Raw genomic sequence first — 20,155 nt, 5'->3', positions numbered from 1 at the left:
CGGGCCACTGCGCCGTATTGTCTACGCATCAGAGCTCTGCATGCCCCCACAGGAGATGAAGCCCGGATGATCACCCCACCCGTCGTGCACTCGCTGCGCGAGCAGATCCGCGAGCACATCGTGGAGGGGATCGTCAGCGGGCGCTGGAAGCCCGGCGAGCGCATCGTCGAACGGCGGATCGCCGTCGAGCTCGAGGTCAGCCAGACTCCGGTGCGCGAGGCACTGCGCGAGCTGGAGACGCTGCGGCTGATCGAGTCGGCGCCGAACAAGGGCGTACGCGTACGGAACCTGTCGGCAGCCGACCTGGAGGAGATCTACCCGGTCCGGGCCGGCCTGGAGCAGATCGCGGCCGAGCTGGCCGCGCCCCGGCTGGCGGCCGACTGCTCGGCGCTGGAGCCGCACGTGGCGGCCCTGTGGGAGGCCGACCGGACCGAGGACGGGACCGCGCAGGTGCGGCACACCGTCGGGTTCCACCGGGAGCTGGTGCGGGCTGCCGGGAACAGCGTGCTGCTGCACACCTGGGAGAGCCTGGGCATCGAGGTCTTCACGGCCCTGTCCATCCGCTGGCTCGGAACCGTCCAGAAGTCGTACGCCGAGGAGCACGCGGCCCTCGTGGAGGCGTTCCGCAATCAGGATCCGGACATCGGCGTGCTGGTGAAGCGGCATGTCCTGGGGTGCGCACCCCGCGCCTGACGGATCACTCTGTCCCGGTTTGCCCGGCACCGGGTGCCTGATTCCATGGCACCGGGTGCCGACTTTTGGCCGGATGGCCATTTCAATGTCACATTCATTTGATCGATCATCGATCAGCGATTTACAGTCGTCGACGGACCCCACCCGGGCCCATCGACCCTGTCCTGCCCGTCAGGGATTTCTTCACCACCTCTCCTTTGTCCGGAAGGCGGCGCACACCGATGTCCGACCCCGTAGGAAAGCTTCCGAGCGAGCTCGACCAGCTCCCGGACCGCGACACCGAGGAGACCGCCGAATGGGCGGCCTCCCTCGACGCCGTCGCCAAGGCCGCCGGTACGCGCCGCGCCGAATACCTGCTCCGCCGCACCCTCCAGCACGCCGAGGCCGCCGGCCTCGCCCTGCCGAAGCTGCTGGAGACGGACTACGTCAACACCATCCCCACCTCCGCCGAGCCCGAGTTCCCGGGCGACGAGGAGATGGAAGCCAAGATCACCGCATGGAACCGCTGGAACGCGGCCGCCATGGTGACCCGCGGCTCCAAGTACGGCGTCGGCGGCCACATCGCCACCTTCGCCTCGGCGGCCTGGCTCTACGAGACCGGCTTCCAGCACTTCTTCCGCGGGAAGGAGGCCGACGGATCGGGCGACCAGCTCTACATCCAGGGCCACGCCTCCCCCGGCATCTACGCCCGCGCCTTCCTCGACGGGCGGATCTCCGAGCAGCAGCTCGACAACTTCCGCCAGGAGTCCGGCGGCAACGGCCTGCCGTCCTACCCGCACCCGCGGCGCCTGCCGTGGCTGTGGGAGTTCCCCACGGTCTCCATGGGCCTCGGCCCGCTCTCCGCGATCTACCAGGCGCGCTTCAACCGCTACCTGCAGAACCGGAGCATCAAGGACACCGCGGGCTCGCACGTCTGGGCCTTCCTCGGCGACGGCGAGATGGACGAGCCCGAGTCGACCGCCGCCCTGGCCCTGGCCTCCCGCGAGCAGCTCGACAACCTGACCTTCGTCATCAACTGCAACCTGCAGCGCCTCGACGGTCCGGTCCGCGCCAACTTCCGCGTGGTCCAGGAGCTGGAGGCCCAGTTCCGCGGCGCCGGCTGGAACGTCATCAAGTCGCTCTGGGGCTCCGCCTGGGACGAGCTCTTCCAGCTCGACACCACGGGCGCCCTGGTACGCCGCCTGCGCGAGGTACCCGACGCGCAGTTCCAGACGTACGCGACCCGCGACGTGGCCTACATCCGCCAGCACTTCTTCGGCGCCAACGCCGAGCTCGTGCAGCTGGCCGGCGTACTGTCCGACGCGAAGATCGCCGAGTGCTTCCACAGCTCCCGCGGCGGCCACGAGCCCCGCAAGGTGTACGCCGCGTACAAGGCCGCCCTGGAGCACAAGGGCGCGCCGACGGTCATCCTCGCGCAGACCGTCAAGGGCTACACGCTGGGTGCCGGGTTCGAGTCGAAGAACGCGAACCACCAGATGAAGAAGCTGACGACCGACGAGTTCAAGAGCATGCGCGACCTGCTCGGACTCCCGATCCCGGACAGCGCCTTCGCCGACGGCCAGGTCCCGTACGGCCACCCGGGCGCCAACAGCCCGGAGGTCCAGTACCTCAACGAGCGCCGCGCGGCCCTCGGCGGCCCCGCCCCGGCCCGCAAGGTCAAGCACGTGGCCCTGCCGGCCCCGGCCGAGCGCTCCTTCGCCCCGCTGCTCAAGGGCTCCGGCAAGCAGGAGATGGCCACCACCATGGCCTTCGTCCGGCTCGTCAAGGACCTGATGCGGGACAAGGAGACCGGCAAGCGCTGGGTGCCGATCGTCCCCGACGAGGCCCGCACCTTCGGTATGGAGTCCCTCTTCCCGTCGGCCGGCATCTACTCGCCGCTGGGCCAGACGTACGAGCCGGTCGACCGCGACCAGCTCATGTACTACAAGGAAGCCAAGGACGGCCAGATCCTCAACGAGGGGATCACCGAGGCCGGCGCCATGGCCGACTTCATCGCCGCCTGCACGTCGTACGCGACGCACGGCGAGCCGATGATCCCGTTCTACATCTTCTACTCGATGTTCGGCTGGCAGCGCACCGCCGACCAGATGTGGCAGCTCGCCGACCAGCTCGGCAAGGGCTTCATCGTCGGCGCCACGGCCGGTCGTACGACCCTGACCGGTGAGGGCCTGCAGCACGCGGACGGCCACTCGCACCTGATCGCGTCCACGAACCCGGCGTCGCTCAACTACGACCCGGCGTTCGCGTACGAGATCGCGGTGATCGTCAAGGACGGTCTGCGCCGCATGTACGGCGAGAAGCCCGAGGACGTCTTCTACTACCTCACGGTCTACAACGAGCCGAAGGTCCAGCCGGCCATGCCGGAGGGCGTGGAGGAAGGCATCCTGCGCGGCCTCTACCGCTTCAACGAGGCCTCCTCGCTGGAGGCCGCCCCGGCCGCCGACGCCCCGAAGATCCAGCTGATGGCCTCGGGTACGGCGATCCACTGGGCGCTGGAGGCGCAGCGGCTGCTCGCCGCCGACTGGAACGTGGCCGCCGACGTCTGGTCCGCCACCTCCTGGGGCGAGCTGCGGCGCGACGCGCTGGAGTGCGACGAGGCGCTGCTGCGCGGCGAGATGCGCACCCCGTACGTCACCCGCGCGCTCGAGGGTGTCACCAGCCCGGTCCTCGCGGTGTCCGACTGGATGCGCCAGGTCCCGGACCAGATCAGCCAGTGGGTGGAGCAGGACTGGACCTCGCTCGGTACGGACGGCTTCGGCCTGTCCGACACCCGTGAGGGCGCCCGCCGCCACTTCGGTGTCGACGCGCAGTCGATCGTGGTGGCCGCGCTGGCCCAGCTCGCCCGCCGCGGCGAGGTGCCGGCGTCCGCCATCAAGGAGGCGCGCGAGCGCTACGGCCTCTGAGGCTCGAGCGCTGCACGGCGAAGGCCGGTATCCGTCCCTTTGGGGGATGGATACCGGCCTTCGCCGTACGCGCGGTGGCGTCGATGCGGTCCAGCCGTGATGCTGGAGCGGTGGTGACTCCTCCGTGACTCCTCCCCCGGACGAATCCGGGCGGATTCTCACCCGGGACCGTGGTCCTCATGAAGGTCAAGCCCTGACCTCTGCCCGAAGGCAGGCGGCACATGTACTACGGCACGTCATCAGCGCGGGCAGTTTCCGAGAGGATCGCATGGACGAGACGGAGTTCTGGGAGATCGTCGACCGTACCCGCGAGGCCGCCGAGGGCGACCCCGAGGAACACGCCGAGCTGCTCGTGGAGCGGCTGGCGCAGCTCGACCCGGACTCCGTCCTGGACTTCGCCCGGCACTTCGAGTCCCGGTACAACCGGGCGTACACGTGGGACCTGTGGGGCGCGGCCTGGGTGCTGCTCGACGGGGCGAGCGACGACGCGTTCGACTACTTCCGGTGCTGGCTGATCGGCCAGGGCCGGGAGGTCTTCGAGGGCGGGGTGCACGACCCCGACGCGCTCGCGGAGCTCTTGGACGAGTTCGACGAGGACATCGACGGGGACGGCGAGGAGCTCGGGTACGCGGCCGACGAGGCGTACGAGCAGCTGACCGGGGCGGTGGCGCCGGACTTGGGGATCCCGCTCCAGGCGGCCGAGCCGGAGGGCACCCCGCTGGACTTCGAGAACGAAGCCGTGCTCGCGGAGCGCTTCCCCCGGCTGTGGGATCGTTTTCGCTCTTAGTAGTGGGTACCGCCGTCGATGCGGATCTCGGTACCGGTGATGAAGGCTCCGTCCTCGGAGCCCAGCATGGCGACGACGCCGGCGACGGTCTGCGGGCCGGCGAAGCCCTGGCCGATGGCCGGGGCCAGCTTCGTGAACAGGCTCCAGTCGGTGTCCTCGGGCAGGCCGGGGCCGTTGCCCGTGGTCATGCCGCTCTCGATGGAGCCGGGCGCGACGGCGACGAAGCGCAGGCCCTGCTTGCTGTACTCGGCGGCCAGCGCGTGGGTCATGGACTGGATGCCGCCCTTGCTGGCCGCGTACGCGGACATGTAGGGGTGGGCGAAGGACGCCGAGGTGGAGCTGAAGTTCACGACGACCGGCTGGTCGCCCTCCAGCAGCGCCGGGAGCGCCTCGCGGATCACCAGGAAGGTGCCGGTGAGGTTGACCGCGATGACCTTGTTCCAGAACTCGAGCGTGGTCTGGTGGGTGTGCGCGGAGCGCAGGATGCCCGCGGCGTTGACCAGTACGTCGAGCCCGCCGAGCGCCTGGACGGCGGCGGCGATGCCGGCCTGCACGGCGGCCTCGTCGGATATGTCGAGGACGGCGGTGGTGAGCCGGTCGGCGCGCCCGTCGGCGGTGGCCTGCTCCGCGGTGCGCTTGAGCCCTTCCTCGTTGACGTCCACGGTGTGGACGCGGCCGCCCTCGGCGAGGATGCGGTGGACGGTGGCCCGGCCGATGCCGGAGCCGCCGCCGGTGATGAGGACGCGACGTCCTTCGTAACGGTTCATGGGGGCGAGCGTACCGAGTCGATGACACGTTTTGCCAGAGTGTCAAAGCATGCAATCTGTCTCGTTCCCGGGAGGTAGGCTTCACCCGTGAGATCCCCTCGTCCGTACTCTCCCCAGGCCGGCCCCGGAGCCCAGTCGCTCACCGAGCGCCGCAAGGCGGCCACCCAGCTCGACATCGCCCGCGCAGCCTGCGAACTCTTCGCCGAGCACGGTCCCGACGGCACCACCGCCGAGGACATCGCGCACCGCGCCGGCGTGGCACTGCGCACGTTCTACCGGTACTTCCGCAACAAGCAGGAGGCCGTGGCCCCGCTGCTCGCCGGCGGCGGCGACGCCTGGCGCGCACTGCTCGCCGAGGAGGACCCCGGCACCCCGCTCGACGAGGCCCTGGAACGCGCGGTGACCCGCTCGCTCAGCGATTCCCAGGCGGTCGAGGAGGGCCTCCAGGTGACCCGCGGCCTGCTCCGCGCCGCCTCGACCGACGAAGCGCTGCGCGCGGTCTGGTACCGGGTGAACCAGGACTCCGAGGAGCGACTGGTCCCGGTGATCGCCCGGCTGGCCGGCGAGGACGCCGACCCCCTGGGCGTCCGCCTCCTCGCGGCGGCCGCCACGGACGCCATCCGCATCTCCCTGGAGCTCTGGTCGACCACGGAAGCCCCGGTGGCAGGCCCCGGCTCCCCACCGGAACTGGCGGTCCGCTGCCTGCGCGAACTGACGGGCTCGATGCCGCTGCTGCGCAGGGCCGGGGGAACCGGCCCGGCTTCAGCCTGAGCTGCCCGGCGGCACTCTGCGCGGCGAATCAACTTTCCACCGCTGGTGGGAAGTTGACCCGTGGTCCCGTCCAGATGTCTCACACAGCGCGTTCACAGAATGCCCATGCCCGTGGTGTTCACTTACACGGCGCGACAGGAGGAAACGTCAACTGGAGAGGTAGAGCGTGTTAATACGCAGTGCCCGCAGGACGACAGCAGCCGTCCTCATGGCCATGGCTCTGATCCCGGCCACCCTCACGACCGCCTCGGCGGGCGAGACCCCCACAGCACCGGCAGTCCCGGCGGTGACGGTCGGCAAACAGGCCGCCGACCCGCAGAAGGTCCGGGACTTCTGGACCCCGGAGCGCGTCAGGAAGGCCCTCGCCAACGAGAAGGGCGACCAGACCGTCATCGCCCGTGATGCGAAGGCCGCCGCCGAGAAGGCGGCGTCCGAAGCGGCTGACACCACCCGGAAGGCGGCAGGTGCAGGCTTGACGGCCGAGGCTCCGCAGGCTCGCCCGGCCAGGAAGACCGCCGCGGCCTCCACCATGACGGCCGCGGCCGACGTGCCCGAGATGCCCGTCGCCCGCAAGGTGCCGTTCCCGCAGAACTCCCCGGCCACCGTCGTCGGGAAGATCGTGTTCATCGACGACGCCGGTAAGGAACACGGCTGCACCGGGGCGTCGATCGCCGCCGACGGCAACAACACCGTCTGGACCGCGGGACACTGTGTCCACCCCGGCGACGGACGCGGCGCGGACGGCTTCTACGACCTCGTGCTCTTCATCCCCGGCTACAAGGAAGACCCCACCAGCCCCGGCGACTACCAGGCCCCCTGGGGCGAGTGGGTCGCCCGGTCGTTCGTCGCCCCGCAGGCATGGACCCGCGACAAGAACTACGAAGAGGGCGACCTCGCCGCCTTCACCGTCTCCGCCCCGACCGGCTACACGAACCTGACCGACACCGTCGGCGCGCTCGGCTACAAGTTCGGGTACGGCTCCGACTGGTCCGACATCATCGACTCCGGGTTCCCCGGCGAGGGCTTCAACCGCACCGACATGGACGGCTACATCCAGTTCTACTGCACGGGTGACGTCGTGGACGCGGTGGACTGGTATCCGTGGGACAACCGCCTGGAGATGGACTGCGACATGGGCGCGGGCGCGTCCGGCGGCCCCATGGCGACCCCCGAGGGTCAGATCGTCGGCGCGAACTCTCACGTCGAGACCGACGACAACGACAACCGCATCAACGACAACCTGTACTCCTCGGACCACGGGGACCAGGCCGTCGCGGTGATCAACGCGATCAACGCCGGCAACTAGCCCTGCACCGCAGAGGGGCCCGCAGCCGGACGATCGGCTGCGGGCCCCTCCGCTGTGCCCGATCAGTCGGCCCGGCGGGCCATGCCCGGGTCGATGTCCTCGGCCTTCGGGGCGTTGACCACCTTCTGGTGCAGATACCGGCCCCGGATCTCCTCCGTGGTCAGCACCTCCCACCCTTCCGGCAGGCCCTTGCCCGCCTTCTCCAGCTCAGCCGTCCACGCCGCCACGAGCGCCTCGCGAGACTGTGGCACCGCCGCCCCGGACGCAGCCTGCGGGCTGATCGTCACCTCGGGAGTCCGGTCCCACAGCACCCCGGAGAGGAACCCGCCGGCCGCCCCGACGAGCAGCAACCCGGCCCCCGCACCCCACAACAACCTACGCGTCATCGTGCTCCTCCATCCGCAGCCGCACCCCAACCACCGTGCCACACCGGCCCGCGGACCGATACGGCGATGCCCGACAGCCGGGCGGGAGCACGAAGGGCCGCCGACGGCGTCTTCCGCAAGGGCGGAGACACCGGCGACGGCCCAGAGACGGCCCGGGAGGACGGAAAAGCGTCCCGACCTGCGGCTGACTTAAATGTCGAAGTAGAGCTCGAACTCGTGCGGGTGCGGGCGCAGGGCGATCGGGGCGATCTCGTGCGTGCGCTTGTAGTCGATCCAGGTCTCGATCAGGTCCGGGGTGAAGACACCGCCGGCCAGGAGGTACTCGTGGTCGTCCTCGAGGGCCTTGAGGACGTCCTCGAGGCTGGTCGGGACCTGCGGGACGCTCGCGTGCTCGTCGGGGGAGAGCTCGTAGAGGTCCTTGTCGATCGGCTCCATCGGCTCGATCTTGTTCTTGATTCCGTCGAGGCCCGCGAGCAGCAGCGCCGAGAAGGCGAGGTACGGGTTGGACGACGGGTCCGGGGCGCGGAACTCGACGCGCTTGGCCTTCGGGTTCGAACCCGTGATCGGGATGCGCATCGCGGCGGAGCGGTTGCGCTGCGAGTACACCATGTTGACCGGTGCCTCGAAGCCCGGCACCAGGCGGTGGTACGAGTTCACGGTCGGGTTGGTGAACGCCAGCAGCGACGGGGCGTGCTTGAGGATGCCGCCGATGTAGTAGCGGGCGGTGTCCGACAGGCCCGCGTAGCCGGCCTCGTCGTAGAACAGCGGGTCGCCGTTCGCCCACAGCGACTGGTGGACGTGCATGCCCGAGCCGTTGTCACCGAAGATCGGCTTCGGCATGAAGGTCGCGGTCTTGCCGTTGCGCCAGGCGACGTTCTTCACGACGTACTTGAAGAGCATCAGGTCGTCGGCCGCGGCCAGCAGCGTGTTGAACTTGTAGTTGATCTCGGCCTGGCCGCCGGTGCCGACCTCGTGGTGCTGACGCTCGACCTGGAGGCCCTGGGCGTCCAGCTCGAGGGAGATCTCGGCGCGCAGGTCGGCGAAGTGGTCGACCGGGGCTACGGGGAAGTAACCACCCTTGTAGCGGACCTTGTAACCACGGTTGTTCTCCTCGGAGCCGGTGTTCCAGGCGCCGGCCTCGGAGTCGATGTGGTAGAAGCCCTCGTTCGCGGTGGTCGCGAAGCGCACGCTGTCGAACACGTAGAACTCGGCCTCGGGGCCGAAGTACGCGGTGTCGGCGATGCCGGTGGAGGCGAGGTACGCCTCGGCCTTCTTCGCGATGTTGCGCGGGTCGCGGCTGTAGGCCTCACCCGTGATCGGGTCGTGGATGAAGAAGTTGATGTTGAGCGTCTTGTCCTTGCGGAACGGGTCCAGGCGCGCGGTGGTGATGTCGGCACGCAGCGCCATGTCGGACTCGTGGATCGCCTGGAAGCCGCGGATCGAGGATCCGTCGAAGGCGAGCTCCTCCGCCGGGTCGAATGCCCGAGCCGGGATCGTGAAGTGCTGCATCACACCAGGCAGGTCGCAGAAGCGGACGTCGACGAACTTGACGTCGTTCTCCTCGATGTACTGCTTCACTTCGTCGGCGTTCTGGAACATCCAACTCCTCCTACTCCCGACCCCGGGGCAGGGCGGGCTTTATAGCTCGTGGTGCGTCAGTGCGGTGCCGCACGCTGACCCGACCATAAGCAGACGGGATTTCTCAAGCATGACCCATTTGTTTCGCACAAGTTAACCAGGGTCCCGCCGGAACGCCGTGGAGCCGCACAGGTACCGTGTTCGGGTGGACAACAGGCAAGCACTCGGATCCTGGCTCTCCGGCCCCCGCGCGGCCGCCGAGGACATGGGCGTCGACTTCGGCTACCCGGGCCAGCGGCTCGGCCTGCCCCAGCAGGGCTCCGGCTCGGCGGCCCGGTTCGGCCGCCGCCTCGGCGGGGTCGCCATCGACTGGGTCGGCTGCCAGGTGATCGCATACGGGCTGATCACGGGCGGCAACGCGGCTGCCACGGGCAACTGGACGCTGGCGCTCTTCGTGGTGCTGAGCATCCTCACCGTCGGCACCGTGGGATTCACCCCCGGGAAGCGGCTCGTGGGCCTGCGTGTCGTCGCGGAGGGCGGCGGCCGCCTCGGTCTCGGCCGGGTCGTGCTGCGCACCGTGCTGCTCGCCCTCGTCATCCCGGCGCTGGTCTGGGACCGGGACGGGCGCGGCCTGCACGACCGCCTCGCCCGCGCCGTCCAGGTCCGCATCTAGCCGGAAGCGGTACGACAGACAGGCGCGGTACGGCAGACAAAGGGGCGCCCCCGGACCGATCGGTCCGGGGGCGCCCCTTCTTCGTATACGAAAATCAGCTGAGCCGGTCAGCGCATCTTTCCGCCGCGCGGCATCCGCATGCCCTTCGGCATCGGACCCTTCGGCAGCGGCATGTTGCTCATGAGATCGCCCATGGCCCGCAGCTTGTCGTTGACCTGGGTGATCTGCGGGCCGGCCAGTACGCGCGGCAGCTTGAGCAGCGTCGTACGCAGCTTCTTCAGCGGGACCTCGCCCTCGCCGGTGCCCACGATGAAGTCGTGCACCGGGATGTCCGGCATGATCCGGGCCAGCTTCTTCTTCTCGGCCGCGAGCATCGGCTTCAGCCTGTTCGCGTTGCCCTCGGCGATCAGAACGACGCCCGCCTTGCCGACGGCCCGGTGGATGATGTCCTGGCTCCGGTTCATCGCGACGGCGGGGGTGGTCGTCCAGCCCCGTCCCACGTTGTCCAGTACGGCCGCTGCCGCGCCCGGCTGTCCCTCCATCTGCCCGAAGGCAGCCCGCTCGGCCCGCCGTCCGAAGACGATCGCCATCGCGAGGAACGCCACCAGGAAGCCCAGGATGCCCAGGTAGACCGGGTGGTCGATCAGGAAGCCGATCGCAAGAAAGACACCGAAGGTGACGATTCCCACGCCCGCGACGATCAGACCGACCTGCGGGTCGGCCTTGCGCGTCATCTTGTACGTCAGGGCGATCTGCTTCAGTCGCCCGGGGTTCGCAGCAGTCTCTGCGTTTGACTTCCTCGCCATACAGCGAAGTTTACGTGGCCTGCGAGGTCCGGGTCGCCGCGGCCTCGAGTACGTGCTCGGTTTCGACCCGGTCCTTGGCTCTGCGGCGGTCCTCGAGGACGGCGGTCCATGCGTTGCGGCGGGCGCCGCTCATGAGCAGCGACTCGAAACCCCGGAAGGCGTCGGTGAACGACGGAATGGCAATGGCGCGTACGGGCGCGGCCTGCATGATGTCGATCCCTTTCACGGTGCTCAAGTCGGTCCGGGTGGGCAGCGGGCGTGCGTCAGCGGTGTGCGACGGTGTGCGCGGTGCGTGGACCTATCGTCACTGACTGGTGTTACCAGGGCATGACCGGCCGGTCAAACGGTGATGAAACATTTACGCGGCCCGCCGGGCTCTTCGTTACAAAAGAGCCTAGGGGCCGCGTCGATGCGGTGTTACCCGTTGGTAAGACTTTGTGCGTGAGTTCACACAGTCCGTGCGGTAGTGCGCGTCACACGGTCGCGCGCTCAGACTCGGCTGCGCTTCTCTGCGCCTACCGTCGAGCTCCGCCTCGCCACCGCTCCGGCCGAGTGCCCGCCCTCGTACCTCGGGCGGACCCTCAACCTGCGCTCAGACTCGGCTGCGCTTCTCCATCGCCTGCTGGTAGAGGCGTCCGGCCCGGTACGAAGAACGGACGAGCGGGCCCGACATCACACCGGAGAAGCCGATCTCCTCGGCCTCCTTCGCCAGCTCCACGAACTCGGCCGGCTTCACCCAGCGCTCCACGGGGTGGTGCCGCGGCGAGGGCCGCAGGTACTGCGTGATGGTGATGAGCTCGCAGCCGGCCTCGTGGAGGTCCTTCAGCGCCTGCGAGACCTCCTCGCGCTCCTCGCCCATGCCGAGGATCAGGTTCGACTTGGTGACCAGGCCGTACGCGCGGGCCTTGGTGATCACCTCGAGCGAGCGCTCGTAGCGGAAGCCGGGGCGGATCCGCTTGAAGATCCGCGGCACCGTCTCGACGTTGTGCGCGAACACCTCGGGGCGGGAGGCGAAGACCTCCTCCAGCAGCTCCGGGACCGCGTTGAAGTCGGGAGCCAGGAGCTCGACCTTGGTGTGGCCGGCCTCGCGGCCCGCCGTCTGCTCGTGGATCTGGCGCACGGTCTCCGCGTACAGCCAGGCACCGCCGTCGGCCAGGTCGTCGCGCGCGACGCCGGTGATGGTGGCGTAGTTCAGGTCCATCGTGACGACCGACTCGCCGACACGGCGCGGCTCGTCCCGGTCCAGGGCCTCGGGCTTGCCCGTGTCGATCTGGCAGAAGTCACAGCGCCGGGTGCACTGGTCGCCACCGATGAGGAAGGTGGCCTCGCGGTCCTCCCAGCATTCGTAGATGTTGGGGCAACCGGCCTCCTGGCACACGGTGTGCAGTCCTTCGCCCTTCACCAGGGCCTGCATCTTCGTGTACTCGGGGCCCATCTTCGCCCGGGTCTTGATCCACTCGGGCTTGCGCTCGATGGGGGTCTGGGCGTTACGGACCTCGAGGCGCAGCATCTTGCGTCCGTCGGGTGCGACTGCGGACACGACCGGCTCCCTGTGACTTCGATTCTTCGGCGTCCACCAGGGTACGCCCGTAATTTCATACGCTCTTACGTCCGCCAACCTGGGGGCGGGCGGACACATTCCCCCCGGCTGTCAGCCGGCGGCCGGCTCCGTCTCCCGGGGCCGCAGCTCGGCCTGCTCCAGTACGTCCTTCAGGTGGCGTTCGACGACCGGCAGCACCTCGGCGATGGTGATCTCCCGGCCCAGTTCGTACGAGAGCGAGGTCACACCGGCGTCCCGGATCCCGCACGGGATGATCCGGTCGAACCAGGTGCTGTCCGGGTTCACGTTGATCGCGAAACCGTGCATCGTGACGCCCTTGGCGACGCGGATGCCGATCGCGGCGAGCTTGCGGTCCTCGCGGCGCTGGCCGGCGTTGGAGGGGGCGTACTCGGGACCGTTCAGGCGGGGGTCGAACTCGTCGTCCGTCAGCCGCGGGTCGAAGTCGAGCGAGAGGCCCCCGATCTTCGGACGCTCCTGGATCGGGTCGCCGAGCACCCACACTCCGGAGCGGCCCTCGACCCGGGTGGTCTCCAGGCCGAACTCGGCGGCGGTGCGGATCAGCGCCTCCTCCAGACGGCGCACGTGCGCGACGACGTCGACCGGGCGGGGCAGCTTCATGATCGGGTAGCCGACCAGCTGGCCCGGGCCGTGCCAGGTGATCTTGCCGCCGCGGTCCACGTCCACGACGGGGGTGCCGTCCAGCGGCCGCTCGTTGTCGGCGGTGCGCCGCCCGGCGGTGTAGACGGGCTCGTGCTCCAGCAGGAGGCAGGTGTCGCCGATCTCGTCCGCGAAGCGCGCGGCGTGAACCCGCCGCTGCTCCTCCCAGGCCCGGGTGTACTCGACGTAATCGGGTCCGAAGCCCAGATGGACAAACCCAAGCTCAGCCACCGCAGCGCCTCCTCGTTGAACCTGCCGTGTGCACGTATCGCACCCAGCCAAGAGTACGGCGGCCGGTTTCCGCCCCCTCAGTCGCCCGTCGGCGGCCCGTCCTGCGGGCCCGGAGGCAGCGGCCTGGGCCGCCTGCGGCCCCGGGGCGGCCGGTCCGGGTCCTCGTCCGCCCGCGGCAGCCGCCGGTGGCCCTCCGAGTGGTCGTTGACCCAGCCGCAGACCCCGCACGCGTACCGGCCGTCCAGACCCGCGATGTACGTGCCGCACCGGCGGCACTCGGCCTCGGTCAGCTCGGGCGCCGTCAGCGGCGCGGGCAGCTCGGGCGCGGTCGGTGGCGCGGTGGCGTCGGCGGAGGGCTCCGCCGCGGTGGGCCTGCGGGTCATGTCGCGCAGCGTACGCGGACGGAAGGGGTCGGTCCGTAAAGAGCCCTACCGATTCTGCACACAAACGAGTGAGTGTCGGTTTGACCTGTACGTATGGGCTGCTCCATGTGCTAACGCCAGCACATCTCAGCACGGGGTCATCACCCGTGCCGAGTCGCCGTTACGCGGCCAGCCCCATGATCCCGTCGAGCACGTTCACGGCCCGGTCCATGGAGTCCGGCGTCATGTGGCCGTACGTGTCGGCAGTGATCGTGATGGAGGCATGTCCGAGCCAGCGGGACACAGCGAGGATGGGCAGGCCGTTCAGGAGGCACGTCGAAGCGAAGTAGTGCCGGAGGTCGTGGGCGCTCCACTCGTGCCGCACGGTGGCGGGCACCTGCCGCCAGACGTACCCGAAGTCATCCCGGGCCGCGAGGCTCCCCCGCTGGTTCTTGAAGAGTCCGCCATCGGGGCGAGTGTCGTGGGCGCGGATGTGGAACTTCACGCGGTGCCACACAGAGGTAGGGACGGGCACGTCTCGCCAGTCGCCCGGCTACCGGTGCTTGAGGGCCGTGTATGTGGCGTGCTGCCTGCCGTCCGCCCCCTTTAAGTGCCGGCGGAGGAAAATGACCTGGAGGTTTTCGGGAGAGCGCCACTCGACACCAGGGGTCAGGGGGCCGACCACGGCCACTTCCCCAATGCCTCGGCCGTCGAGGGAGTGTGTGGCGTAGCCGAAGACTGTGCCGAACATCCGGAACACGGTTACTCGACTCTGCCCTGAAACAGTCTCATCAACTGCCATGCGGTCTAACCTCTGTTCATGGGCGAGCCCCGGGTGCATTGACCGCACCCGGGGCTCACCTCTCAGGTGGATCAGCAGCCGTCGCCGTCACCGCAGCACGCGGGCGGGTTGCACTCCTTTGCAGCACCCCACAGCCGGTCGTCCACGTGGAACCCGGCGGCCCTGACGCGGTCCACGACGGAGCCGATCAGCGGGCGCGTGCGGACGGTGGCCTTGGGCTCGTGCCCGAGGAAGAACCCGAACTGTTCGTCACACCACGTGGCGTATGCCTGGGTGTGGAGGACGAACGAGTGCCACCCGGGGTCAACCGCGTCCGACGGGGTCATGTCGATCGGATCAGCTGACGGGCGGGGGCGGGAACTGGTCCCCGCCGGAACCTCCGGACTTGTCTCCGGGTTCGGTCATACGCTCACCCCCCTGATCTGCTTGACGGCCCATGAGGCCGTCCCCCGCCCTCAGCGGGCGGAAGTCTCGGTGACCCTCATGGCCTCGGCCATCTGCTCCACCACGTCAGCCGGAAGCATCCCCAGGTGGACGTACGGAAGGCCGTTGAAGGTGACCGTGGGCCGTATGCCGCTCCACGCGGCCTCAGAGATGCCGAGCGCCGCCAAGGCTGCCCGGAAGCACTCGGCTGCGTCCGTGGCACGCGTACGGCCGTCCCGCCATACCTGCATCTCCATCAGGCGGCCACGGTCTGCGTCGTCGGGCACTCGTTGTGCCGGTAGACGACGGCGGGCGCACCCGACGTGCGGTCAACGGCTCCCCGGCGGACAGGTTCGAGCGGCTTGACCGTACGGGAGCAGGCCGAGCACTTGTGGCCGGGCGCGTAGGTCAGGTACTCCCACTCATCCCGGTCAAGCGTCGGGGCCTCTGCCTTTTTCGCCCTTGCCATGTCGCACCCCTCGCGGTCGCCTTCGCTGCGGGGCAATCCTTCACCGCTCAGCGGCGGCTCAGCGCGATCATGCACGTCATGGACTAAAGATCATCTGAGGGCGGCTGCGCACGCCCCGAGAAAGGCCCGTGCGTCATCCGCGAACAGGGCCCGATCCTCAAGGTGGGAGAACTCCTCAACATGGCTCGCCACGTCCCTGGGGTCCCTGAAGACCATGACCCCTGTGGACAGCTCGACCGTGGCAATGCGGTCGTCGTAGACCGTGAAGGTGTTCAGCGGCGCCGGTCCGGTCGGCACGGTCAGCGGGATCACTCCGAGCCGCACGTTCGGGAGGTGCGTGAGCGAGGCCAGGTGGTCAATCTGGACGGCCAACGCGTCCGGGCCGACGAGGGGCCACCGAACGGCCTGCTCGGTGAGTATGAACGTGAACCGCTTTGAGCGGTCGTAGAGAACCTGTTGCCGTTCCAGCTTCCTGGCGATCGTCTTGGAGTGGTCGCCGGGGATGTGGGCGAGGCTCGCCCGGATGTACTCAGGGGTCGAGAGCAGGCCCGTGATCATCGAGAGCAGGAAGAACCGGAATTCGGCTGACGATGCTTCGAGGCCGGCCAGCTCAAGCTGCTTCTTGTCCAGGCCCTTGCGCCGCATGCCCCGGGCGCCCTGCCACTCCGTGTTGGCCAGGCGCGCCAGGGTCATGACCTGTGTGACCAGAGGGGGAGCCGCATCGCAGGCTCTGAGTAGTTGCTCTACGTCCACGAGGGACGGGCGTACCTTGCCGTTCTCGATCCGGCTGACCTTCGACTGAGACATGTTGCAGCGGGCGGCGGCCCGAGCCCCTGAGAGCCCGGACCGCTTGCGTACCGCCTTCAGCAGGGCCGCCAGTTCCTCGCCTGACTGGCCGAGCTCCTCTGGTTCGACACTCACGTACGGATGTACTCCAGGAACGGCACAGAAGCCTCTACGGCGATGCGCTGGTACTCGATGAACGGGGCAGGGTCACCCTCGTACAGTTCGCGGCTGATCTGCCTGCCGTCCGGTTCGTAGTGCATGAGCACCACAGTGGAGCGGTCGAACATCCAAAAGTCTTCGACCTCGGGCAACGGGTTCGCCCGGTCGGTCACGTCGAGGATGCGGACGTCTTCTCCGGCCGGAGCCTGGTGCTGGTAGTACCGCTCGAACTCGAACCGCAGGTAGTCACTCAGCGGCTGAGTCAGGACGTGTACGCGTCCGACGTTCCGGGTGCGCACCCTCTCCGTCCACGAGTCCTCGTACGGGCCAAGGAACCGGGCGCCTGCCTTGAAGGCTGCGAACTCTTCCGCTTCCTGCGGTACGAGGTACTGCGGCAACGTCTCAAGCCGCCAGGCTTCCGTCTGGAACGTCTTGAACTTCGACGCCCAGTCCTCACCATCCAAGAGCACGGAACGCCTCCCTGAGCACTGCCTCGGGGATCTCTACGAGTCCCTCGCCGGTCGGCGGGGTGAAGGCGTCGGATGCATCGCCCTGGACGATGAACGAGCCGGACTTGGTCCGGTAGACGTTCGGGCAGTCGCCCTGCCCGCACTCGCCGTTTCCGTTGCCTGTGAGCCGGGTCAGTTCCTCACATGCCATGTGAAGCCCCCTCGGTGCCAGGCCCCCGCTGGGTCTGATGACCATGACCGTACGGAGCGACGGGCGAAGCCGTCTATGCGCGAACGCGACTATGCACGTCTTCGCATAAAGAGACCCCCGGCCCTTGGCGGCCGGGGGTCTGCGTGCGCTGGATTCCAGCACGGTGCCGGCACCGCTACACCTATCCAGCATTGACCTGTCTAGATGTGCCGGTTATCAGCCAACGGTCCTTCCTGGCCACGGGTGGCTGTCCACCCCGGGCTCTGTTCTGCACACGATCGGATGAATGTGGGACAGAGGGGGCGGCATGAGCGGAGTTCGCCGCTACATTCACGCCGTTCACAGGGCCGGGACTCCGGTCCGTCACGTCAGGAAACCGTGGAGCCGATGACGGAACGACCTGCCCAGCGCGTCCCCAACCGGCAGCTCGCGGCGCTGATCGCGGAAGCCGGGTTCTCCAACGCCGGTCTGGCCCGCCGCGTCGACCAGCTCGGCCTGGAGCACGGTCTCGATCTGCGGTACGACAAGACCTCCGTGACCCGGTGGCTGCGCGGGCAGCAGCCGCGAGGGACCACCCCGGCGCTGATCGCCGAGGTCTTCACCCGGCGCCTGGGCCGGCGGCTCTCCGCACAGGACCTGGGCCTGGACGCCTGCGCGCCCGTCTACGCCGGTCTGGAGTTCGCGGCCACCCCGGAGGAGGCCGTGGACATCGCCAGCGGGCTCTGGCGCAAGGACTCCGGCTCCCACGCCGAGCTGCGGAAGATCGCCTTCACCCCGGCCGGGCTGGTCGTGCCCAGCCGGGACTGGCTCATCGGGCGGGCCGACGAGCGCGTGGGCCGCGGCGCGGACCCGGCGGCCGCGGCCGCGGCAGCTGCGGCGGCGGGCCGCGTCCCGGTGCAGGGGCGCAGCTCGGTGCCCCGGCAGCGGCAGATCGACCGGGGCCCCGGCCAGCGGGTGACCAGCGGGGACATCGCGGCGCTGCGGTCGGTGGGCGAGCTGTTCCGGACCCTGGACCAGACCTACGGCGGCGGGCACGCCCGGCAGGCCCTGGTGCGCTATCTCGAGCACGAGGCCGAGCCCATGCTCCGCGGCACCTACGGGGAGAGCACCGGGCGGCGGCTGTTCTCGGCCGCCGCCGACCTGACCCGGCTCGCGGGCTGGACCTCGTACGACATCGCCGCGCACGGGCTCGCCCAGCGGTACTTCGTGCAGGCGCTGCGCCTCGCGCAGGCCGCCGGGGACCGGCCGTACGGCTCGTACGTGCTGGTGACCATGAGCCGGCAGGCGGTGTACCTCGGCCACGGCAGGGAGGCCGTGCAGCTGGCCCGCGTCGCGCAGCAGGGCGTCGGCTCCGGCCCGCCGCCGGTGGTGCAGGCGCTCCTGCACTCGGCCGAGGCGCGCGGGCACGCGGTGCTCGGCGAGGTCCGGGCGGCGACGGCCTCGCTGGTGCGGGCCGAGCGCGCGCTGGGCGCGGCCCGGCCCGGGGACGACGTACCGCACTGGGCACGGCTGTTCGACGAGGCGCAGCTGGCGGACGAGTTCGGGCACTGCCACCGGGACCTCCAGCAGTACCGGGCCTCGGCGCAGCACGCGGAGCGGTCCCTGCAGTTGCGGGCGCCCGGGTTCGCGCGCTCGCGGCTGTTCTGCCGGGTGGTGCTGGCCACGGCGCGGCTGGGGCTGGGCGAGCTGGACCAGGCGTGCGCGCTGGGTGCGGAGGCGGCGCAGCAGGCGATGGAGATGCGGTCGGTGCGCGCGGTGGAGTACGTACGGGACTTCGAGCGCCGGCTGGAGCCGTACCGGGACGCCTCGGCGGTGCGGACGTACCGGGACCGGGTGGCGGCACTGTCGTGAGCTGCCGATACGGGGTCAGGGGTCAGGCGTGGGCCCGGTTCCCTGGGGGGAACCGGGCCCTGGAGCCGTGGTGGTTCTCAGGCCACCGCCGGAAGGGCGGGCTCCGCGCTCGCCGGGAGCCGGATGCCGAAGTCGCGCAGGGCGGCCGTGGCGGCGCGGCGGGCCGAGTGCAGCGCCCCCTGGACGGTGTTGGAGTCGCGGTGGTCGCCGCACACGTACAGCCCGGCCAGGACCCGGACCGGACGGCGCAGGTCGTACGGCGGCGGCATCGCGGGGACGGCCTCCGGGGCGTGGTGGACGGCCAGCAGCTCCCAGTCCCGGGTGCCGGTCTCGTACAGCCGGGCGAGGCGCGAGGCGACCGTACGGGCGGGCGGCGGCGGGCCGAGCACGGTGGTGGTGACCAGGCTCCGGCCGGCCGGGGCCCGCGTCGGGTCGACCGCGCTCATCACGGCGGTGTGGGCGACGGGCCACCTGGGATCGCCGTCGAGCAGGAGCGAGCCGTCCCACGGGAGCGGGGCGGTGGTGGCGTGGTGGATGACGGTGACCTCGTGGAACTCCGGCACCCGCAGCCCCGGCAGCAGTTCGGCGGCGGCCCGCGCGCCGGTGGCCAGGACGGCGGAGCGGCAGCTGAAGTCGCCGTGCTCCTCGGTGGTGACCAGGTTGGTCGCCACCGAGCGGACCCGGACCCCGGTGCGCACCGTGCCGGGCGGCAGGGTGGCTGCGAGCAGCTCGGGCAGGGTGGCGGCGCCGCCCTCGGGCACGGCGAGCCGGCCGCGGGCGAAGGTGCGCAGGGCGAGGTCGGCGACCCGGCTGGAGGTGGTGAGCTCCGGATCGCGCAGCAGGGCGGCGAGCAGGGGCCGCAGGGTCGTGCCGTGGGCCCGGGAGCGCAGGGCGGCGAGTGCCGTGCGCTCGGGGCGGGCCAGTACGCGTTCCACGGGCACGGCGGCGAGCCGGCCGAGGTAGGCGCTGAGCCGGGCCTGGTCGAAGGAGCCGCTGGCCAGCGCGCGGGCCGGGGTCAGCGCCCCGGCTCGGAGCTGCCTGCCGTCCGTGTGGACGAGCACCCCCGGAGCGAAGGGCCGCAGGACCAGGCCGGCCAGGCCGGGGGTCCGGTCGAGCTCCGTGTACGAGGTGTTGAGCAACTGCCCGATCCGGTCCAGCCGGAATCCGTCGGCGTGCTCGGTGGCCATCCGGCCGCCGGGATCGTCGGCCGCCTCCAGAACGGTGACCGTGACCCCTGCCGCGATCAGGTGGTGTGCCGCCGCGAGTCCTGAGACCCCGGCTCCTACGATGACGACGTCCGCATGCTGTGCGGCGCGGTGTGAGCTGCTGAGCACGTGCCCCTCCCCGAGGTCGGCGCGGCTGTGTGGGAATCCTCCTTCCCCCAACGAGCTCCAGGGGAACCCGAGTTCGGTGGCGTATTACGCCCAACTCCGGTCGCACACCGGTCGCATCCGGGTCACAAGCGGTCGCACACCGCCGAACCGCGCGCCGCGGTGGGGTCTCGGGGCGGGTCGGGGGCCGCGG

Annotated in this window: 23 protein-coding genes; 7 read left to right on the top strand and 16 right to left on the bottom strand. The window is 69.9% G+C overall.

Annotated features, from left to right (window positions below; genetic code table 11):
- The first annotated feature begins 69 nt into the window (after window positions 1–69).
- From OHT74_RS27340 to OHT74_RS27330, 3 genes are all read left to right on the top strand, one after another.
- Window positions 70–693, top strand: coding sequence for a GntR family transcriptional regulator (locus OHT74_RS27340; RefSeq protein WP_030291700.1), 624 nt, complete (start codon window positions 70–72; stop codon window positions 691–693).
- A 221-nt stretch (window positions 694–914) separates the two neighbouring features.
- Window positions 915–3,596: a pyruvate dehydrogenase (acetyl-transferring), homodimeric type gene (aceE, locus tag OHT74_RS27335; RefSeq protein ID WP_266994057.1), complete on the top strand. Its 2,682-nt coding sequence runs from the start codon at window positions 915–917 to the stop codon at window positions 3,594–3,596.
- Window positions 3,597–3,864: 268 nt separating this feature from the next.
- Window positions 3,865–4,383: a DUF4240 domain-containing protein gene (locus OHT74_RS27330; RefSeq protein ID WP_266667699.1), complete on the top strand. Its 519-nt coding sequence runs from the start codon at window positions 3,865–3,867 to the stop codon at window positions 4,381–4,383.
- Here OHT74_RS27330 and OHT74_RS27325 read toward each other — a convergent pair.
- Window positions 4,380–5,150 carry an SDR family NAD(P)-dependent oxidoreductase gene (locus OHT74_RS27325; protein WP_328621687.1) on the bottom strand — a complete coding sequence of 257 codons (771 nt, stop codon included), beginning with the start codon at window positions 5,148–5,150 and terminating at the stop codon, window positions 4,380–4,382. The genes OHT74_RS27330 and OHT74_RS27325 overlap by 4 nt on opposite strands.
- A gap of 87 nt (window positions 5,151–5,237) precedes the next feature.
- Here OHT74_RS27325 and OHT74_RS27320 point away from each other — a divergent pair, with 87 nt between their 5' ends.
- Window positions 5,238–5,921: a TetR/AcrR family transcriptional regulator gene (locus OHT74_RS27320; protein ID WP_328621686.1), complete on the top strand. Its 684-nt coding sequence runs from the start codon at window positions 5,238–5,240 to the stop codon at window positions 5,919–5,921.
- A 208-nt stretch (window positions 5,922–6,129) separates the two neighbouring features.
- Window positions 6,130–7,227, top strand: coding sequence for a trypsin-like serine peptidase (locus OHT74_RS27315; RefSeq protein WP_328621685.1), 1,098 nt, complete (start codon window positions 6,130–6,132; stop codon window positions 7,225–7,227).
- A 62-nt stretch (window positions 7,228–7,289) separates the two neighbouring features.
- Here the strand turns inward: OHT74_RS27315 and OHT74_RS27310 are convergent, their stop codons facing one another.
- Both OHT74_RS27310 and glnA read right to left on the bottom strand, forming a co-directional pair.
- A complete protein-coding gene (locus OHT74_RS27310; RefSeq protein WP_266994061.1) occupies window positions 7,290–7,613 on the bottom strand; it encodes a hypothetical protein in 324 nt (107 codons plus the stop codon).
- A 189-nt stretch (window positions 7,614–7,802) separates the two neighbouring features.
- A complete protein-coding gene (gene glnA, locus OHT74_RS27305; protein ID WP_266667689.1) occupies window positions 7,803–9,212 on the bottom strand; it encodes a type I glutamate--ammonia ligase in 1,410 nt (469 codons plus the stop codon).
- A 184-nt stretch (window positions 9,213–9,396) separates the two neighbouring features.
- On the opposite strand from glnA, the gene OHT74_RS27300 reads away from it, so the two are divergent.
- A complete protein-coding gene (locus OHT74_RS27300; protein WP_266667687.1) occupies window positions 9,397–9,864 on the top strand; it encodes an RDD family protein in 468 nt (155 codons plus the stop codon).
- 107 nt (window positions 9,865–9,971) lie between these two features.
- On the opposite strand, the gene OHT74_RS27295 is transcribed toward OHT74_RS27300, so the two are convergent.
- The 12 genes from OHT74_RS27295 to OHT74_RS27240 all read right to left on the bottom strand — a co-directional run bounded on the left by OHT74_RS27295 (window position 9,972) and on the right by OHT74_RS27240 (window position 16,780).
- Window positions 9,972–10,670, bottom strand: a complete 699-nt coding sequence (locus tag OHT74_RS27295) for a DUF4191 domain-containing protein (RefSeq protein WP_266667685.1) — start codon at window positions 10,668–10,670, stop codon at window positions 9,972–9,974.
- A gap of 10 nt (window positions 10,671–10,680) precedes the next feature.
- Window positions 10,681–10,878 carry an SCO2195 family GlnR-regulated protein gene (locus tag OHT74_RS27290; RefSeq protein ID WP_266673099.1) on the bottom strand — a complete coding sequence of 66 codons (198 nt, stop codon included), beginning with the start codon at window positions 10,876–10,878 and terminating at the stop codon, window positions 10,681–10,683.
- Window positions 10,879–11,262: 384 nt separating this feature from the next.
- Window positions 11,263–12,210 carry a lipoyl synthase gene (lipA, locus tag OHT74_RS27285; RefSeq protein ID WP_266667683.1) on the bottom strand — a complete coding sequence of 316 codons (948 nt, stop codon included), beginning with the start codon at window positions 12,208–12,210 and terminating at the stop codon, window positions 11,263–11,265.
- A gap of 111 nt (window positions 12,211–12,321) precedes the next feature.
- Window positions 12,322–13,119: a lipoyl(octanoyl) transferase LipB gene (gene lipB / locus OHT74_RS27280; protein ID WP_328621684.1), complete on the bottom strand. Its 798-nt coding sequence runs from the start codon at window positions 13,117–13,119 to the stop codon at window positions 12,322–12,324.
- A 77-nt stretch (window positions 13,120–13,196) separates the two neighbouring features.
- Complete coding sequence (locus tag OHT74_RS27275) at window positions 13,197–13,502, bottom strand: hypothetical protein (RefSeq protein WP_328621683.1); 306 nt, start codon at window positions 13,500–13,502, stop codon at window positions 13,197–13,199.
- 160 nt (window positions 13,503–13,662) lie between these two features.
- Entirely contained in the window at window positions 13,663–13,998 is a 336-nt protein-coding gene (locus tag OHT74_RS27270; RefSeq protein ID WP_443047576.1) for a tyrosine-type recombinase/integrase, read from the bottom strand.
- A 356-nt stretch (window positions 13,999–14,354) separates the two neighbouring features.
- On the bottom strand, window positions 14,355–14,609 hold the full coding sequence (locus OHT74_RS27265) for a hypothetical protein (RefSeq protein WP_328621681.1): 255 nt from the start codon (window positions 14,607–14,609) through the stop codon (window positions 14,355–14,357).
- A gap of 129 nt (window positions 14,610–14,738) precedes the next feature.
- Complete coding sequence (locus OHT74_RS27260) at window positions 14,739–14,963, bottom strand: hypothetical protein (protein WP_328621680.1); 225 nt, start codon at window positions 14,961–14,963, stop codon at window positions 14,739–14,741.
- Window positions 14,963–15,175, bottom strand: coding sequence for a hypothetical protein (locus OHT74_RS27255; RefSeq protein ID WP_266667671.1), 213 nt, complete (start codon window positions 15,173–15,175; stop codon window positions 14,963–14,965). Before OHT74_RS27255 ends, OHT74_RS27260 begins: the two co-directional genes overlap by 1 nt.
- A gap of 90 nt (window positions 15,176–15,265) precedes the next feature.
- A complete protein-coding gene (locus tag OHT74_RS27250; protein WP_328621679.1) occupies window positions 15,266–16,096 on the bottom strand; it encodes a helix-turn-helix domain-containing protein in 831 nt (276 codons plus the stop codon).
- On the bottom strand, window positions 16,093–16,590 hold the full coding sequence (locus OHT74_RS27245) for a DUF6879 family protein (protein WP_328621678.1): 498 nt from the start codon (window positions 16,588–16,590) through the stop codon (window positions 16,093–16,095). Before OHT74_RS27245 ends, OHT74_RS27250 begins: the two co-directional genes overlap by 4 nt.
- The gene (locus OHT74_RS27240; RefSeq protein WP_328621677.1) at window positions 16,574–16,780 is read right to left on the bottom strand and encodes a hypothetical protein; all 207 of its coding nucleotides are present in this window, start codon (window positions 16,778–16,780) and stop codon (window positions 16,574–16,576) included. Before OHT74_RS27240 ends, OHT74_RS27245 begins: the two co-directional genes overlap by 17 nt.
- Before the next feature lie 387 nt (window positions 16,781–17,167).
- Here OHT74_RS27240 and OHT74_RS27235 point away from each other — a divergent pair, with 387 nt between their 5' ends.
- Complete coding sequence (locus tag OHT74_RS27235; RefSeq protein WP_328621676.1) at window positions 17,168–18,631, top strand: regulator; 1,464 nt, start codon at window positions 17,168–17,170, stop codon at window positions 18,629–18,631.
- Between the two features lie 77 nt (window positions 18,632–18,708).
- Here the strand turns inward: OHT74_RS27235 and OHT74_RS27230 are convergent, their stop codons facing one another.
- A complete protein-coding gene (locus OHT74_RS27230; RefSeq protein WP_328621675.1) occupies window positions 18,709–19,965 on the bottom strand; it encodes an FAD-dependent oxidoreductase in 1,257 nt (418 codons plus the stop codon).
- Window positions 19,966–20,155 lie beyond the last annotated feature (190 nt).

This window comes from Streptomyces sp. NBC_00354 (assembly GCF_036106915.1).
In the GTDB taxonomy this organism is placed as follows: domain Bacteria; phylum Actinomycetota; class Actinomycetes; order Streptomycetales; family Streptomycetaceae; genus Streptomyces.
This window is presented reverse-complemented; position numbering and strand designations above follow the sequence as displayed.

Bases quoted from the DNA above. Each gene is read 5' to 3' on its own strand.
- glnA (WP_266667689.1), bottom strand. From the start codon at position 9,212: ATGTTCCAGAACGCCGACGAAGTGAAGCAGTACATCGAGGAGAACGAC.
- OHT74_RS27315 (WP_328621685.1), top strand. From the start codon at position 6,130: ATGGCCATGGCTCTGATCCCGGCCACCCTCACGACCGCCTCGGCGGGC.
- OHT74_RS27290 (WP_266673099.1), bottom strand. From the start codon at position 10,878: ATGCAGGCCGCGCCCGTACGCGCCATTGCCATTCCGTCGTTCACCGAC.
- aceE (WP_266994057.1), top strand. From the start codon at position 915: ATGTCCGACCCCGTAGGAAAGCTTCCGAGCGAGCTCGACCAGCTCCCG.
- OHT74_RS27275 (WP_328621683.1), bottom strand. From the start codon at position 13,502: ATGACCCGCAGGCCCACCGCGGCGGAGCCCTCCGCCGACGCCACCGCG.
- OHT74_RS27325 (WP_328621687.1), bottom strand. From the start codon at position 5,150: ATGAACCGTTACGAAGGACGTCGCGTCCTCATCACCGGCGGCGGCTCC.
- OHT74_RS27255 (WP_266667671.1), bottom strand. From the start codon at position 15,175: ATGGCAAGGGCGAAAAAGGCAGAGGCCCCGACGCTTGACCGGGATGAG.
- OHT74_RS27240 (WP_328621677.1), bottom strand. From the start codon at position 16,780: ATGGCATGTGAGGAACTGACCCGGCTCACAGGCAACGGAAACGGCGAG.
- OHT74_RS27310 (WP_266994061.1), bottom strand. From the start codon at position 7,613: ATGACGCGTAGGTTGTTGTGGGGTGCGGGGGCCGGGTTGCTGCTCGTC.
- OHT74_RS27235 (WP_328621676.1), top strand. From the start codon at position 17,168: ATGACGGAACGACCTGCCCAGCGCGTCCCCAACCGGCAGCTCGCGGCG.
- OHT74_RS27330 (WP_266667699.1), top strand. From the start codon at position 3,865: ATGGACGAGACGGAGTTCTGGGAGATCGTCGACCGTACCCGCGAGGCC.
- OHT74_RS27260 (WP_328621680.1), bottom strand. From the start codon at position 14,963: ATGGAGATGCAGGTATGGCGGGACGGCCGTACGCGTGCCACGGACGCA.
- OHT74_RS27295 (WP_266667685.1), bottom strand. From the start codon at position 10,670: ATGGCGAGGAAGTCAAACGCAGAGACTGCTGCGAACCCCGGGCGACTG.
- OHT74_RS27265 (WP_328621681.1), bottom strand. From the start codon at position 14,609: ATGACCCCGTCGGACGCGGTTGACCCCGGGTGGCACTCGTTCGTCCTC.